Source organism: Singulisphaera acidiphila DSM 18658, assembly GCF_000242455.2.
In the GTDB taxonomy this organism is placed as follows: Bacteria; Planctomycetota; Planctomycetia; order Isosphaerales; family Isosphaeraceae; genus Singulisphaera; species Singulisphaera acidiphila.
This window is the reverse complement of the sequence record NC_019892.1, coordinates 6,135,640-6,150,532: the sequence shown is the minus strand read 5'-3', so window position 1 is coordinate 6,150,532 and position 14,893 is coordinate 6,135,640. Positions and strand designations below refer to the sequence as shown.

The window sequence follows — 14,893 nt, the reverse complement described above, 5'->3', positions numbered from 1 at the left end:
TCACGATGACACTCTCGACATTTGATCCTGGAACACTGGCTCCACGCAGAGCGGGCATGAACCCGATCTGCTCCCTGGTTCTCGTGGGGACGTGGGCCCTACTGACCTCCACGCCAACCCGAGCCGATGCCCCTGCGGAAGCGACGGCCGTTGCTCCATCGCCCCCCTCGGAGCCCACCGTCACACGGATATCGGTGCCCGATTGCCCGGACTGCCGCAAAGCGGCAGGGCTTCCCACCAAGCCGACCGGAACCACTCAGGGAACCACATCCGCATCTGTATCTGCGACGAAGAGTGCGACCCCCCTCCCAGGACCGACACCACGCGATCCGAGTCTCGAGCAGGCCCAGGTCCTCTCGACGCCGGACTCTCCGAGCCCGACGATCCCCGAGATTCCGACCGAAGGCTCGGCGGCAAGGTCGGCGATCCCAATGATCCCGACGACCGGACTGGCCGCGCCTACGATGGAGTCGGAGTACCCGAGCATTGAGGACGCCTTGATCTTCTCAGGGCGCGCTGCTCCCGCCATCCCGAGCCAGCGGCCCCAGCGCGTGCCGGCCCCAAACCCGCCCCCGTTCGACTCCGGATCCGGATCCGAAACGGCGATCCCAGCGAGCCCGGCATCCATGCCGGCTGCGACCTCCCCTCGGGTGGGCCTGGCCTCGGGGAACCTCATTCCCTCGTTGGCAGAGACCGAGGAACCCAAGCTGCCCGAACTCCCCGACGACCTGAAAGATCCCGCGCCTCGGACCATGCCCGGGCGACTGGACTCGCCTCCTTCCCCCCCCTCAACGGCGACAGCCCCGCAGATGCTTCCTCCCGGCAACGTCCCCGTGTCGAGTCATGGCGGATCCGCCCCCATGGGCGAACAAGGACCGAGCGCACGAATCCTGGCCACCACGCCCTTGCGCCCGACAATCGCCATGCCACCCCCCGTAGCGGGGGGGACCTTTGACGGCGTCGTCGCGCCGATGCCGGTCGAGGGTCCAGGGGACGAGCCTTCGCCCTTGAACAGCTTCAGCTCACTCCCGGTCATGATCGGCGACCAGTCTCCCGCATCCTTACTGACAGGAATGGCCGTCCGCAGATCGGGCATTCCCGGCCAGCCGCCGACTCCCCCCTCCCCCTTCGCGCGGACGGCCCAGTCGGCCGCTCTCCTTCCCTGGGCACGCGGTTTCAAGATCGCGGACAACCAGAGTCCGATGCCTCAGGATCGCGTCTTTTACTCATTCAATTATTTCAACAATATGAATGGCGATGTGAACAGCCGGCTCGGATCGCCCATCAACGATATGCAGGTATACCGCCAACTCCTCGGGCTTGAGAAAACGTTCTGGCGGGGGAATGCCTCGGTCGGCGTCCGCCTGCCGATCGATACCCTCTGGACCAACAGCGCCGACCCGTCGTTGCGGCATAACAGCACGTCCGTCGGCGACCTGACGGTCTTCACCAAGTTCTTGCTGTACGACAACCCCGCCGTGGGGAGTCTACTCTCCGGCGGTCTTGCCGTGACTGCACCGACCGGACCGGCGTCGTTTGCGGGTTCCTCCACGGCTGTTGGATTCCGCAACACCCAGATCCAGCCGTTCCTGGGCTACATCCTCCGCCGAGGTGACTTCTACCTCCAGGGCTTCTCGGCGATCGATGTCCCGACCGACTCACGCGACGTCACGATGTGGTACAACGACCTGGCCGTCGGCTACTTCGTCTATCAGAGCGCCGACCCTTCGGCCTTCCTCTCGGCCGTGGTGCCTACGTTCGAGGTCCACCTGAACGATCCCTTGAATCACCGTGGAGCGCTTCGGCCGAACGACCCGGCCGGCACCCCGGACGTGCTCGACCTGACGTTTGGGACTAGCTTCATCATCCACAAGCGGCTCGTCGCCACCGTCGGCTGTTCCTTCCCCGTCACCGGCCCGCGACCGTTCGACATCGAGGCGGTCGCCCTCCTGAACTTCTACTACGGCCGCTACGGGATGGCCCAGCCCTGGCCGATGCCCCCCGTCAGCCGGTGAAAGCCCTGGACCGCCTGAACGTCTCTCTTACAACGGTTTACCGTCGGCTGACACTTGGGCTTAGGTCGCGGGCATCACGTCTATTTCTGGGAACCCCGAAGGGGCAGCCGTCAATAGCCAGGGACGCAAACCTCTGGATGTGACGCAAAAAAGAATATCCTCATAATCTCTAATTTGGGGAGCCCCGAAGGGGCGGCCGTCAATAGCCAGGGGCACAAGCCCCTGGATGCGACGCAAAAAAGAATATCCTCATAATCTCTCTGTTGATCGAAAAGTCACCCGAGTTGAAGAGCACCCCTTGTTCGATGTTCGGCAGGATCCGGGCCAGAGCACTCCAAACCACTGGCGTAGAGCTTGCTGTCAGCGCCCGTCCCGCTGATGACCTGCGCCGGGGGAAGGGTCCCGGCGCTCGATTCGTAGTCCGTGAGTGCCAACCCCATTTGCTTGAGGTTGTTCACACATTGGATGCGTCGTGCCGCCTGAATGGCGGGCAAAAGCAGGGAGAACAGAACGGCGATGATCGCAATCACCACCAACAGTTCAATGAGGGTGAAGCCACGTCTCCCCGGGACGATTCTTCGCATTCTGGGGAGCCCTTGGCAAAAATTCCGGAAAAGGATGAGCCGGGACCACGGCCCATTCCTCAACGTACCGTCAGATCAATGCGGGAAAGGATGTGCCGGGACCATGGCTCATTCCTCATGTACCGTCAAATCGTCGAAGTACGATTGCGCGTCCGCCTTGGACCAAAGGCCCACCATTCCGGCCTCGGTAAAGGTCGAGTCGTCGGCTTCGAGAAGCGGCTTGCCGTCGAGGTAGCAGGTCATCTTCGATCCCACCATCGTCGCTCGGAGGGTATGCCACTGTTCGTCGCCGGGGACCTTGGCGTCCGCCAACTGCGTTCGCTTCCCCTTCTCAACCTTGTAGAGCCGGTAATTGTCCTCCAGCGGGTTGAAGCGACAGATATAGTAGCTCGCCTTATCCTTGGCCCTCCAGACCAGGCCGCCCCCTTGGTCGAGCTCGCCGGCCACCGGTTTCAGCCGCACGCTCAGATCCACATCTTTGTAGCTCGACGGCCTGACCAGCGCCACGTTGTAGACGGCATTCTCGTTCTTCGCCTTCTGATAGAGAACGCCGTTACCACCGTCCTTGACCACCTCCCAGGTGCCAACCTCGTTCTGAAAATCCTTGGCGATCTTGCCCGGCTCGTCGTTCTCGAAGGTCCAGGTCTTCTCAGCGCCCTGACGGGCCATGACCGGAACCGCAATCAGCGCAAGGGCAGCTAAGAGCGAAAGGCCCCGTGATGACAGGCCAATCACTGCGTGCTTTCTTGTGCTCATCATTCTCTCTCCTCCTCATGCGACAAGAGACCCGACGCCCCCGAAGATCGGTCCTGGCGTCATTCCATCCAGCTCCGACACTGCCAGACCATGGAAGTACGACCCCTTCCGAAAGCCCAGATATCTTACAATCGTAAGACATGATTCGTGCAAGGGACGTGGGAACCGCTCCGCCAAGGGCAAGGAAAAAAAGGGGGGCGTTAACCCCCGATGCCATTCAGGCCGAGTGCGCAGCCCTGGTCCACGCTCGTCCTGGCAAACTTTCGGCCGCCACGTCCGCCGAAAGGGATGCGCCTGTAGATGAACAGAGTCCGACCGGACCCGGGAAAGGTTTCGAAACTCGTCGGTCGGACTTGTGAGGGGAAGGCGAAGCAGAGCCGGAAGGTGTCATCCGTGAGTTCGTAGATGCCCACCGGGTACGTGACCACGTCATCCCCCTCGGCAATGATGAGGTCAAAAGTCCTTGGTCTCCGGGACGGATCGAGCCGAAACTGCCCCTGGAGCGTCGCCCCGACGTCCTCGAAGGTGACGGTCTCGGACTCGAACGTCACGCGAGCCGTCCTGGCCTGTTCCCCACGGTAGACCACCCGCCCGTTGCGCTCGAGTCGGGCGCACTCCCAAGCCCCCTGCAACAGTTCCCGGTCACTCGAGGTGCGCGGGCCCTCGTCGAGAATGCGGCCCTCCTCGGGTTCACGATCGGCGGGGCGGTCCTCGATGGGGTCCCTTGCAATGAACCGCGACGCGATCGCGATCCCAATTGCGAGCGGCACGACCCAGAGTGCAATCACCAGCGCCAGATTCGCCCGAGGACTCATCGTGGTGCCCCCTCTGAGGAAAGAAGCATCGCCCTTGACACCGATCACTGCTCACGGCTCACTGCCGCCGCGTCCCGTTTATCCGGCGAACTCGTCGGCGAGGAAGGCGGCAACCCGGTCCCAGAGCTTCGCCGCCGCCTCGAAATCGACCTCCATGGCGTGGACCGTCCGGGGCGTCTCAACGCGAGCCTCAGACTTCGTACTCTTCAAGAGGGGGATTTGCGCACTCGGGCCAGTCGCCAGTGCCGACTCGACCTCGGGGCTGAGCAGGTAATCCGCGAGTGCCTCCGCCTCTTTGCGGTGCGGAGCCCCCTTCAAGATGGCGAGCGTGTTGGGGATGAACAGCACGCCGAGGTCGTCAGGGCCGCGGTCGGGATAGACAATCGCGACGGGGTTGCCCACCTCAATCTCGCCGATTGCGTCGTCGGTGTCGGTCAATCCAAAGGCGATCTGCCCCGAGCCGACGGCCTGCGCTACCTGTTTGTTTCCTGAGAGCACCTGCACGCCGTTGGCCTTGAGGCCCCGGAAATAGGCCTTGGCCTTCTCATCTCCCAGGTTCGCGAACAGGCAGGCGGCATGCGTGGCCGTCGTGCCGAAGAGCGGCTTGGCGATACCGATCTTCCCCTTCCATTTCGGGTCGAGCAGATCCTTGATCCCCTTCGGGCGGCCCGCTTCGGCCACGAGCTTCGTATTGACCAGGAGGATCCGGGCACGGGCCGCAAAACCGTACCAGGTCCCATCCTTGGCACGGAAGGTCTCCGGCAAGTCGCCGGCCCGCGAGGGGTGATACGGGGCGAGCAACCCCTTGTCCTTGAGCCGGATCGTATTGAGGATCTCGTTGTTCCAGAACAGATCGCACCGCGTCCGCACCGACTCGGCGACGATCAGGTTCGTCAGGCCTACCGTCTTGGTACTCTCCACATCAAACTTGGGCACAACCCGAAGACCGGCCCGCTTCGCATAGGCGTTGAGGATCGGCTCGGAAAACTCACGATCGAGCGCCGTGTAGACGACGACCGGGTCGGCCGCGCCCGCCGAGGCCGCCCCCCGATCGGAGACGAAAGTGGCGAGTGCCAATGTCAAGGCCGTGCCCATCGTCAATGGTTTTAACATCTAAGGTCTCCCTGGATTCAAGGTCGTCCGCGATGCTACGACCAGAGCATCTCCATGGCAAGTCTCTACACGAAAAAATTAAAAGCCGAAGTTCCTCGATCCCAACATTATCGGTTGAGGATCGTCATTCGACCTCCTCCAAGCCGTTGACTACGACCATCGCCGCGACGATCGACCAGCCGAACAATAAATCAAAACACGTAAAAACAATAATATCCAAGAAACACAATTTTTAGAGACACCAGGGGGCCGTACTCTGCCCCCTGACACAGTCGGTAGAGCGCAACCTGCAAGCAGGAGTATCCCAACCCGGTCAAAGCACAATCCGACGACCGTTTGCGGAGTGAGCCTCAAACCGGCAAGGATTCCAGTAACTGGCTCCAGCGACTCGCAGGGCGGCCCCGCCAGGCTCCCTTGTGGTAGGTGTAGCCAACAATCAAGGGAACGGCAAGCGTCGCCTCAGCGTAGACCATCTGCTCGAAGATAGTATCCACCTTCCCCCAACTCGAGGCCTCCTTGAGCGTACTACCGGAAAGGGCCCCGTCGCGGACGTCGGCCACAGTTACCTGGACGGCGTACTTGTGCATCGGCGCGTCGCAGCCGATCATCTCGGCTGCCACCACGATGTCTTGAGCGAAGTTCTTGGGGACACCGCCGCCGATCATGAAGAGTCCGGTGGTCGGGTTCTTCACCTTGAGCAGCGTCAATTCGTGGAAGTCCTTGACACTGTCGATGCTCACCTTCGGCCGGTCGCCCCGCGCATGCTGGTGCGCAACCAGGCCGAAACCGGCCGAACAGTCGCTGAAGGCTGGGCAGAAGATTGGGACATCGGCTTTGAACGCTTCGAACACGATGCTGTCGGAGGTTTTACAACCGTGCCGGTCGAGGTGCGTCCCCATCTCACGGATGAACTCGCGCGACGAATAGGGCCGCGGTTCCAGCGAGTCGGCAATCTGCCGAGTCGTTTCATCGCAGATCCGAAGTTCGTCTTCGTCGATCAAGGTGTCATAGATCCGGTCGATCTGCAAATCGCGAAGAGCCGCATCGTCCATTCCCGACTTCAGCCGCTCCTCCGCGTGGTAGTGGCGAAAGCCAAGGGCCTCGAAGAAGTCCTGGTCGACGATGTTAGCCCCGGTGCTCACGACGGCGTCGACCATTCGACAGCGAATCATGTCCGCAAACACCTTCTTCAGGCCTGCGCTCACGAGTGAGCCGGCAAGACAGAGGATGACACCGCAGTCGTGATCTCGAAGCATTCGGTCGTAGATATCGGCGGCGCGTGCGAGATCGCGAGCCGAGAAGGCCATCCGACTCATCGCCTCAACCAGCGGCACAACGTCGGTGCCGGTGATGTCGATCGGCTCGATCGTTTGGGTGAGGAGGCTGGATTTCTCGGTAAAACTCATTTCGGATTCTCCGTCGGGTCTACTGAGGTTGTGATCGTAATCGCGCTTGCGACGCCGGCTTCCAGAGTCGTCGCCGGCCGGGAAAACCCTGCGGCCTGAAGCTTCGTCATGTCGGCTCGAGTGAAATTCTGATACTGCTTGCAAAGTTCAGCGGGCATGTCGATGTAGCCGATCCGAGGCTCACGGCCCAAGGCGCCAAAGACGGCCCGAGCCAGATCCTCAAAGGTTCGGGCAACTCCGGTCCCGCTGTTGAAGAGACCACAAACACCCGGGTTCTCCCAAAGCCAGAGCAGGTGATCGATGCAGTCCTCCACGAACACGAAATCGCGCCGCTGGCCACCGTCGGGGTACCTCGGATCGTTGGATTTGAAGAGGTGCATCTCCCCGGTCGCCAGGATCTGGCGACAGGTCTGCCAGACGACACTCGCCATTGATCCCTTGTGGTCTTCTCTCGGGCCGTAGACGTTGAAGAACTTCAACCCAGCCCAGCCTGGCGGGGTTGGCAACCCCTCGGCGACCCATCTCCAGACCCAGAGGTCGAACGTGTTCTTGCTCTTCCCATAGAGGTTCAGCGGCCGAAGTTCCGAGGGTGGAAGGCGGTCGTCGAAGCCGTTCGACCCGTCTCCGTAGGTCGCGGCGCTGGAGGCGTAGTAGAACGGCTTCCCTGCCTCGGAACACCACGTCCAGAGCATCTGCGAGAACTCGACGTTGTTCCGCAGCAGGTAGCCCCAGTCCGTCTCGGTCGTGCGGCTACACGCCCCCAGATGAAAGACCGCCTCGATCGGGAGGTCGCGGGATCGCAAAGCCTGGAGGAAGATCTCTTCGGTCGTGAAACAGAATCGGCTCAGCCCGACCCAGTTCGCCGTCTTCACTGCCGAGAACGGGTGATCGACGAGCCAGAGGTGATGCCCCAACGCGGCCAGGCGGTGGGCAAGGTTCGAGCCGATAAACCCGGCGGCCCCCGTGACGACGATCATGCAGGCTCCCTTCTTGACCCCCGGCCATTATTTCAACACGCACGTATCCATTGTCCGCTCGCCAGAGAGATCACCTCGGCATCGCCGGTCCGGCCCGCAACTACGGGGAGCTCCTGACCGCGACAATCGCAACCCACACCTCGGTCAGGGTGAACCCACCGCGGCGCGACATCGAGACGGCACGGGCCGTGAGCGTCCGCACGACGCCCACGAATATTACCTTTTCAAAATTTGTAATACCAGATCGCCCGATTTTTTCTCCTAGGCATGTGGCCCGGCGAAGCATCTCAGCGAGAACCGGTGGGAAGGTGGCCACACGGACTCGTCCTCCGCTCGGAGAACCATCAACGTTGCGCCACCGGAGAAAACGGCCCGGACAACCTTTTCAATGGGATGATCCGCGACCTGCTGCAAGAAGGCAGAGGTGCGGCATCGAGCAGATCGATCCGGTTGGGAGGAGGGATTGCTCAACGATCGCTACGAAGTACGGCGAGCGCAGGCTCCGTTGCGACCTGATACCGGGCCTCACGATGGATCGTTTTGCCATATGCGTCCCGGAGCGAAAGGATCACGTTGACGTCTTTGTGTGGGCCGATCGGACCGTCCGGTTCATCGATCTCGTAGTCGGCAAGGAGCAACCCGTCGATGAAATCATCATCCACGAACCGGATCGGCGGGTTGCGCTTTGGGAGTGTCTTGGCCTCGCCCTTCTTCCAGGCGTCGAGCGTCGCGATCAGGACGGTACGAGCTTGCTCGGGGTTGTACCTGATTGCGGCCGCCGGTTCACCGCCTTCCCAGCAACCCGTGGCAACGATAAGCAACGGCAGTAGACTTCGAGATTTTCGCATCGTAAATCGGCCGCCTCGACTCGAATTCAGTACGTATCGGCGCTGATCAGTTCCCCACCGGCCACCGTACCCATGGCGCGCCAAACCCTGCCGTCGACCGTGCTCTTGGTGAACCGGACGCTCCCATCCCCGAGCAGGCTGTTCACGCCGCCTGGGTGGTAGCTCCGCGAAGTGATCGCCGCAAAGGTGGGGCCGCCGACCCGCTCTCGGGCGCTGTTGATGTCGACGTCGGGGTACGCCTTGTTCGGTCCGCCGGGGGTCCGCTTGTTGGGGGGCCAGGCCGTGGTGAAGCCATTGTGGTGTACGGCCATCTCGGGCCACTGGGAGTGGGCGTTGTCGAAGAAGGAGCATCCGCCCGCGAGGTACTCAGGCGCGACGGTCAGGGGGTCGGCATTGGGCGGGGGAACGTTTTCGGGGTCGTTGATGATCGAGAGCCGGCCGCAGTCGCGCACGTAGGGCGTGTAGTTCTTAACCTCGGACATCAGCATCGTCTGGCTCATGCCGTCCCGAAAGGCCGCCCAGGTCCGGCTCAGGTTGACACCAAACGCCGAGCGGGTGGCGGGACCGCCGTCGGGGCCGAGCCAGACATACCAATCGCCCATCGAGAACCCGTAGTTGACCCCACCCGTCAAGCCGAACGTCGCGTGCTGAAGGGGTTCCTGGCGGACCTCGCTCGGGCAAAGGAACAGACCGATGACCTGGCCGGTCGCCGTGATATTGGCCGAGTCGCCGTACGCGGAGTTCAGGTTGATCGCGTTGTAGCGCGCCCCCTGTTCAAGGTAAGGCAAGATTCGAGCGTGCGGCCCCCAGGTGGCCGTCCAGAGCGCTCCGTTCGCGAGTCGGACGACCACCGAAGACGGCGGTAGTCCGCCCAGCGATGACTCGTAATTGGTGATCGCCAGGCCAAGTTGCTTGAGGTTGTTCGTACACTGCATCCGTCGCACAGCCTCGCGGGCGGCCTGCACGGCGGGCAGCAAGAGCCCGATCAGAACGGCAATGATCGCGATCACGACCATGAGTTCAATCAGGGTAAAGGCGCGACGCCTGCACTCGGTCGTTATTTTCCCGCCTCCTGCTTCACCGCAACGCGGCGATGATACTCCCAAGTCGCCAACATTGTCGCGCCTTGCAAGGGGGACGCCGATCGCAAAGGCGATTTTCTTCCGCTCCTGTCGTCTCATGGCCGCATCTCGTGGGGGGTCGATATGAGGTCGAAATCAGCCTTTGGGGCCGTCCGCAACCGTACGGCCGTGCCACTCTACGACAAGAGTCTTTGGCCTTTCAATGAATTTTTTCGTCGCAAACCCATTTTTGTCTTGAAGACATGTAGTAATCACTCCCCAAGGGGCCGAGCGAAAAAACGCAAGGCCCGGAACAGGTGGCCCAGTGGGGTTGGGCCGCCCGTTCCGGGCCTTGCATTTTTTCGCTCGTGACACTTCCGGAAGGTTCCGCCCGGCCTGGATCAAACCAGGGCCGTTACGGCTGCCATCCGCTCCATCAGCACGGATTCAGATCGATTACATGTGTGCCGCGTGAACAACTTCAGGCCACCGACGCATCACGTCGCTTGACGCCTCGTGTGAGCAAGGCGAACGGGCTATCCGCATCCATCTTCTTGCTTTTCACATAGAGATAGTTTTCGTAGTCACACGGGTAGACCGTCAGGCTGCCGTGATCGACCTCGATCACCTTGTTGGCAACGGCCCGGATGAAGTGTTCATCGTGGGAGATGAAGCAGAGCGTTCCTTGATACGTTTGCAGCGCCTCTTCGAGGATGTCACGGCTGGCGATATCGAGGTGGTTCGTCGGCTCGTCCATCATGATGAAGTTATGAGCAACGGTCAGGATCCGGGCCAGGCAGAGCCGCGTCTTCTCACCACCGGAGAGGGCTCCGACCGGTTTCTCGACGGTCTCGCCGCTGAAGAGGAAGGCGCCGAGCATGTGCCGCAAGGCCCCCTCGCTGGCGCTCGGATGGACCGAGCGGAGGCTCCCGAGTACGGTCCCCTTCATGTCGAGCGCCTCGACCCGGTGCTGAGCGAAGTAGGTCGGGAAGACGTTGGTTCCCAGGATCCGCTCCCCCTTGGAGGGTTCGAGAAGCCCGGCGAACAGCTTCATCAAGGTCGTCTTGCCGGCGCCGTTGGGACCGACCAGGACAACCCGATCGCCACGGTCGATTTCAAGGTCAAGGCCGTCGTAGACCTTCTTCTCGGCGTAGGAAAACCCGAGCTTACTCAGCTTGGCCACGACCTGGCCGCTCCGAGGGGGCTCCGGCAGCTTGATCCGCATCGTCGAAGTGTCGGTCTGAGGCGCCTCGATCCGATCCATCTTCTCGATGGCCTTCATCCGGCTCTGGGCCCGCGCAGCCGTCGAGGCATTGGCCCGGTTCCGATCGACGAAGTCCTGCATCTGGCGCAGTTTCTTCTGCTGGCCGTCGAATGAGGCCTGCTGGACCGCGAGCCGATGCTCCTTCTGCGGTAGGTGCGCCGAGTAGTTGCCCGGGTAGGCATGCAGCTTGCCCATATCGAGCTCGAACGTCTTCGTGATCACACGGTCGAGAAAGTCACGGTCGTGACAGGTGATCAAGATCGCGCCCGGGTAGGACTGGAGAAAGTCCTCGAACCACTTCACGCTGAGCAAATCAAGGTGGTTCGTCGGTTCGTCAAGCAAGAGGAGGTCATGTTGGAAAGCGAGCAGGCCGCCCAAGGCCAACCGCATCGCCCAACCGCCGGAGAGCGTCTTGACAGGGGCCTCGAGTTGAGCGACGGAGAACCCAAGACCGAGCAAGATGGCCTTGGCCCGCGCTTCCATCTCATAACCACCGGCGACGTCGAACGCCTCCATCGCGTCGTCATACGCGGCGAGTGCTTTCGGATCCCCGTCCTCAAGGCCTTTCATGACTTCCTTGAGCTTCAGATCGGCTTCGGTCCAGGGGCCGAGGTGGGCCAGCATGTTCTCGAAGACGGTTCCGTGCTTGAGCGGGTGGATCTCCTGCGGCAGGTAGCCGATTGAACCTTTGCGGTCCCGGTTCAGGCTTCCCGCGTCCAGGTGCTCCTGTCCCATCAAGATCTTGAAAAAGGTCGACTTGCCCGCGCCATTCTTCCCCAGCAGGCCGATCCGCTCGCCCCGTACGATGGACGCGTCGATGCCGTCATAGAGGATCTGGCGGCCGAAATTCTTCTGCGCATCGATCAGGCGTATCATGACGTGGGAGATCTCGAGGGTCGCGGGATGTTGGGAAACGAGCTCAAGGTGTGTCCACTTGAACCGGTAGGAATGATGCGAAAGCAAGGCCGCTCAATCAGGCCAGCCCATCCTCAACCAAAAGCCAGAGGACGAACTGCCGGATTGGGGCAACGTATTATAAAACGATTCCTGGTCAGCCGCAAGATCTTGCGATCTCGCGCGCAGGAACGGCAGGAAATTTTGCCGGGTTTCCGAACAATTTTGGCGACGGAGCGAATGAAGGATTAGTGAATCATCGATTTGACATCAAAGGATTGCGGGACTATCGATTCAGTACACTTCCCGCAGCGATGAATCGGAGCGACATGGACCGTCGTGAGAAACGAGTTCTCGAAGGAGACGCGGGTGATGGATGGAGAAGCCTTGAGATTTAGGTCGTACTCGGCGATAGCGACAAAGCAGAGAGATCCGTCCGATCCGGCCCTTCTGGCAGCCTCGGTGCGCGACGTCGCGATTGAGGCGAGGCGAATCCTCAACGATTCGGCTCGGAACCCCTTCGAAGTGGGAGCGCTGTCGAAGCGTATCAACGACTTACAGAGCCAGGTGCCACGCCGCTCCGCCAATGAGCTGTCACGCTGGCTCGAAAACCTTTCGCGCGAAGTGGACTCCGATTCCCAAAGGGATCAGATGGTCACGGCGTAAAGGGATCGATCTCATCCCGGCAAAGATCGGACCGCCCTGATTCATTCCAGGGCGGCAGGGACCGCATTCACCAGTGCATCACATAGCCGCCGTCGACGTTAATCGTCTGACCGGTGATGTTCTTGGCGCGTGCTGAAGCGAGAAAGACGGCCATCGCGGCGATGTCATCCGCGTCTTGCCAGCGTCCCAACGGCACCAGCCGGCGGATCTTTTCGGCCGACCAGTCTTCATAGGAGAGCCGCTCCACCTCCGGAACCCGAGCGGCCCAGGCGTCGTAGACCGACCGGTTCAAGGCCGTCTTGACCATGCCAGGGCAGAGCGTGTTGACCCGGACTCCGGACGGGGCCAGGTCCTTCGCCGCACACTGGGCAAAGTTGATGAGGCCGGCCTTCGAGGCGCTATAGGGCGGGTCAGTCGGCGACCCGATCTGCCCGGCCACGGACGCCAGAAAGAGGAGCGTCCCCGTGCGGGCCGCCGCCAAGTTCGGGGCGAACGCGTGCGCGGTGTTGACCGCCCCGAGCAAGTTGACCCGGAGGACTTGCTCCCAGTCGGCCGGTTCGAGCCCCCAGAACGGCATCCCGAATTTCCCGGAACCGACCGCAGCCGCATAGACAACGTGGTCGCAACGTCCCAATCGACTGCGGATCTCCGCCTCGGCCCCGCGCATCGCGGCCAGGTCGGTTGCATCCGCAACGAGCGAAAGGCTTCGTGCGGAGCCCCCCTCGCTTCCCACCAAAGCCTCGCCTTCGCCCTCGAAATCACGATCCAGGATGACGGCCGAGCAACCTTCGGCGAGAAATGCCGCCGCAATGGCGCGTCCCATCCCTCGCGCCCCCCCGACGACGACGGCGACCTGTCCCGAGAGTTGAAGATCCATTGCTCAGCGCTCCGACGAAGATCTCGAATCCGTTCGCCTCATTATCCAATCATCCCCCCCTGCTTCAACGTTCCCGTGAAAGAACGAAGGGAACCATCCCGCCCTCAAACCAATCCCTGCAATCCGCAAACCCCACAAAATCGCTTCAGCCCGACACCTCCGCGTGACGAAAAAACAAGGACAAGACGCGGTGTGGGCGAAGCAGGAGGCTCACGGATGCTGAACGGATCAGGGCTTGTCCGAAAAGGAGCGACGCTGCTCCTCCTGATCGCATCCGGCTGCGCTCATCCCCCTCATCGCCGGCCCGGTGGCTGTGGCCCCCTGCCCAGGGATGCGCCCACCCTGGCCATCCCCCCCGTCGTGGAACGCGGTGAAATCAGCCTCGACCTGACCCGGCTCGCCCCCTTCGCAACGCTGGAAACGTCCCTCAGCCGGGAGCGAAACACCGTTTCGACTTACCGCGCACTCTCGGCTCGCGACTGCCTGTGCCTCGCGGCCCGAGCCTCGAGCGTCGGCAATCTGCTCGATCAGAAGGCGAACCAGGGTCTCGAGCAGGCGAAAGGGACGGGGCCGCTGTGCGACGAGGTCAAGCAAACCAGGCTCGTTCAAGAGGGGATGTTGCGTGACGCAGCGCTCGAGGCGCGCAACCGATCGGCCGGGGCGGCCCTCGAACTCTTCTACAACCTGGCCGAATCCGAAGGGCGGCTCGACGTCCTCAAACAGAGCCTTGCCGAGATCGAGGAAACCCTCGCCACCGGCGAGCGGATGAAAGCGAAGGGGATGCAACTCGGCGATGATTTCGAGATCCTCCGCCGCCAACGGGTCGCAACCCTGAACAGCAACATCGAGCTCGACCTCGCAATCGAACGGCTCAACGCCGAGCTCCAGCATCGGCTCCAGCTTGGTCCAACCGATGAGCGTTGGCGGATCTGGCCGGTCGTCGAGCAAAGCGTCGTCGCCGATCCTATCGATGTGCCGGCGGCCGTCGTGCTCGGCCTGGAGCGCAGACCCAGCTTGCTGCTGCTCCGACGGCTCGGTCAATCGCTCGACCGAGAGAATGCCCCAATCGTCCGTAGGGTCATCGGCCAGGTCCACGCACTCCTCGAACTCTCAAGCCAGGATGAGCTGACCGGTTGGAAAGTGCTCATTAGCGTCTTCAAGAGGCCGCAAGCCAGCGACCGCGAGGTTCAGGAACTCTGCCGCCAGCTCCAGGCCTATCGGATCGAGCACGAGCGATCCGTCGCCGAGGAGATCCGCCAAGATGTGATGATCGTGGCGGCCCGACTTCGACAGGTGGCAGTGGTCCGCGAAGAGGTCGACGGGTGGGACCGCCGCCTTGATGAGCTGAAAGCGAAGGCCGAACGAGGGATCAGCACCTTCCCCGAGCGAACCACCGTGCAACTGAGGCGGTTCGAGGCGCAAGGCTCATTGATCGAGAAAGTCATGGCCTGGAACATCGCCCGAGGCCACCTGGCCGAACACCAGGGAATCCTCATCGACGGCTGCGGCCCAACCGCCTGCCCCTTGCTGGCGGCTCCCGGCCCGGGCTGATCGTTCCGATTCGGGTGACGGACAACTTCCGCGTTTGGAATCCCAACGGATACGCGGCAAGCTCAA

General features: G+C 61.9%; 14 protein-coding genes. 3 read left to right on the top strand and 11 right to left on the bottom strand.

Features of this window, described 5'->3' with window-relative positions:
• Positions 1–256: 256 nt before the first annotated feature.
• A complete protein-coding gene (locus SINAC_RS24225; RefSeq protein ID WP_020466712.1) occupies positions 257–628 on the bottom strand; it encodes a hypothetical protein in 372 nt (123 codons plus the stop codon).
• On the opposite strand from SINAC_RS24225, the gene SINAC_RS24220 reads away from it, so the two are divergent.
• Positions 627–2,015 (top strand): hypothetical protein, encoded by a 1,389-nt coding sequence (locus tag SINAC_RS24220; protein WP_052315646.1) that lies wholly within the window; start codon positions 627–629, stop codon positions 2,013–2,015. The genes SINAC_RS24225 and SINAC_RS24220 overlap by 2 nt on opposite strands.
• Positions 2,016–2,290: 275 nt before the next feature.
• On the opposite strand, the gene SINAC_RS24215 is transcribed toward SINAC_RS24220, so the two are convergent.
• The 9 genes from SINAC_RS24215 to SINAC_RS24175 form a co-directional block, all read right to left on the bottom strand.
• Entirely contained in the window at positions 2,291–2,599 is a 309-nt protein-coding gene (locus tag SINAC_RS24215) for a type II secretion system protein (protein ID WP_015248196.1), read from the bottom strand.
• A 108-nt stretch (positions 2,600–2,707) separates the two neighbouring features.
• Positions 2,708–3,358, bottom strand: a complete 651-nt coding sequence (locus SINAC_RS24210; RefSeq protein ID WP_015248195.1) for a family 16 glycoside hydrolase — start codon at positions 3,356–3,358, stop codon at positions 2,708–2,710.
• A 197-nt stretch (positions 3,359–3,555) separates the two neighbouring features.
• Positions 3,556–4,170, bottom strand: a complete 615-nt coding sequence (locus SINAC_RS24205; protein ID WP_015248194.1) for a TIGR03067 domain-containing protein — start codon at positions 4,168–4,170, stop codon at positions 3,556–3,558.
• Between the two features lie 78 nt (positions 4,171–4,248).
• On the bottom strand, positions 4,249–5,283 hold the full coding sequence (locus tag SINAC_RS24200) for an extracellular solute-binding protein (RefSeq protein ID WP_015248193.1): 1,035 nt from the start codon (positions 5,281–5,283) through the stop codon (positions 4,249–4,251).
• Between the two features lie 350 nt (positions 5,284–5,633).
• Positions 5,634–6,689, bottom strand: a complete 1,056-nt coding sequence (locus SINAC_RS24195) for a 1,9-bis(guanidino)-5-aza-nonane synthase (protein ID WP_015248192.1) — start codon at positions 6,687–6,689, stop codon at positions 5,634–5,636.
• The gene (rfaD, locus tag SINAC_RS24190; protein ID WP_015248191.1) at positions 6,686–7,666 is read right to left on the bottom strand and encodes an ADP-glyceromanno-heptose 6-epimerase; all 981 of its coding nucleotides are present in this window, start codon (positions 7,664–7,666) and stop codon (positions 6,686–6,688) included. The genes SINAC_RS24195 and rfaD overlap by 4 nt, the downstream gene beginning before the upstream one ends.
• A 467-nt stretch (positions 7,667–8,133) precedes the next feature.
• Complete coding sequence (locus SINAC_RS24185) at positions 8,134–8,514, bottom strand: hypothetical protein (RefSeq protein ID WP_015248190.1); 381 nt, start codon at positions 8,512–8,514, stop codon at positions 8,134–8,136.
• A gap of 26 nt (positions 8,515–8,540) precedes the next feature.
• Entirely contained in the window at positions 8,541–9,695 is a 1,155-nt protein-coding gene (locus SINAC_RS24180) for a DUF1559 domain-containing protein (RefSeq protein WP_015248189.1), read from the bottom strand.
• Between the two features lie 361 nt (positions 9,696–10,056).
• Entirely contained in the window at positions 10,057–11,715 is a 1,659-nt protein-coding gene (locus SINAC_RS24175; protein WP_015248188.1) for an ABC-F family ATP-binding cassette domain-containing protein, read from the bottom strand.
• Positions 11,716–12,105: 390 nt separating this feature from the next.
• Between SINAC_RS24175 and SINAC_RS24170 the strand changes: the two genes are divergently transcribed.
• Positions 12,106–12,399, top strand: a complete 294-nt coding sequence (locus SINAC_RS24170) for a hypothetical protein (RefSeq protein WP_015248187.1) — start codon at positions 12,106–12,108, stop codon at positions 12,397–12,399.
• A gap of 67 nt (positions 12,400–12,466) precedes the next feature.
• On the opposite strand, the gene SINAC_RS24165 is transcribed toward SINAC_RS24170, so the two are convergent.
• Positions 12,467–13,276 carry an SDR family NAD(P)-dependent oxidoreductase gene (locus SINAC_RS24165; protein ID WP_015248186.1) on the bottom strand — a complete coding sequence of 270 codons (810 nt, stop codon included), beginning with the start codon at positions 13,274–13,276 and terminating at the stop codon, positions 12,467–12,469.
• A gap of 216 nt (positions 13,277–13,492) precedes the next feature.
• Between SINAC_RS24165 and SINAC_RS24160 the strand changes: the two genes are divergently transcribed.
• Positions 13,493–14,827, top strand: coding sequence for a hypothetical protein (locus SINAC_RS24160; RefSeq protein ID WP_015248185.1), 1,335 nt, complete (start codon positions 13,493–13,495; stop codon positions 14,825–14,827).
• Positions 14,828–14,893 lie beyond the last annotated feature (66 nt).